Raw genomic sequence first — 1,176 nt, forward strand, 5'->3', positions numbered from 1 at the left:
TTGCGGGTGGAGCGTGGTATGGCCGCAGAGAGCAGGGGGAAGCGACTGTTTACTAAAAACACAGGTCCATGCGAAGTCGTAAGACGATGTATATGGACTGACGCCTGCCCGGTGCTGGAACGTTAAGGGGACCTGTTAGCTCTTCGGGGCGAAGCGGAGAACTTAAGCGCCAGTAAACGGCGGTGGTAACTATAACCATCCTAAGGTAGCGAAATTCCTTGTCGGGTAAGTTCCGACCTGCACGAATGGCGTAACGACTTCCCCACTGTCTCAACCACAGGCCCGGCGAAATTGCAGTACGAGTAAAGATGCTCGTTACGCGCGGCAGGACGGAAAGACCCCGGGACCTTTACTATAGCTTGACATTGGTATCCGAATTTAATTGTGTAGGATAGGTGGGAGCCGGTGAAGCTCGGACGCCAGTTCGGGTGGAGGCATTGTTGAAATACCACTCTGTTGGGTTTGGGTATCTAACTTGCGGCCCTGATCGGGTCGAGGGACAGTGTCTGGTGGGTAGTTTAACTGGGGCGGTTGCCTCCTAAAGGGTAACGGAGGCGCCCAAAGGTTCCCTCAGCCTGGTTGGCAATCAGGTGTTGAGTGTAAGTGCATAAGGGAGCTTGACTGTGAGACTGACGGGTCGAGCAGGGACGAAAGTCGGGACTAGTGATCCGGCACTTGCGTGTGGAAGCGGTGTCGCTCAACGGATAAAAGGTACCCCGGGGATAACAGGCTGATCTTCCCCAAGAGTCCATATCGACGGGATGGTTTGGCACCTCGATGTCGGCTCGTCGCATCCTGGGGCTGTAGCAGGTCCCAAGGGTTGGGCTGTTCGCCCATTAAAGCGGTACGCGAGCTGGGTTTAGAACGTCGTGAGACAGTTCGGTCCCTATCCGCCGTGCGCGTTGGATACTTGAGAAGGGCTGTCCCTAGTACGAGAGGACCGGGACGGACGAACCTCTGGTGTGCCAGTTGTTCTGCCAAGGGCACGGCTGGTTGGCTACGTTCGGAAGGGATAACCGCTGAAAGCATCTAAGCGGGAAGCCTGCTTCGAGATGAGGTATCCCACCACCTTGAGTGGGTAAGGCTCCCAGGAGACTACTGGGTTGATAGGCCGGAAATGTAAGCACGGTAACGTGTTGAGTTGACCGGTACTAATAGGCCGAGGGCTTAACCACC

The 1,176-nt window shown here is 55.7% G+C and carries 1 rRNA gene; it reads left to right on the forward strand.

Annotation, left to right across the window (positions count from 1 at the left end):
• Window positions 1-1,175: ribosomal RNA gene (locus AB0F72_RS42155) — 23S ribosomal RNA — on the forward strand; the annotation flags it as partial.
• Window position 1,176: the final 1 nt, after the last annotated feature.

The organism is Actinoplanes sp. NPDC023936, assembly GCF_040639325.1.
GTDB lineage: Bacteria > Actinomycetota > Actinomycetes > Mycobacteriales > Micromonosporaceae > Actinoplanes.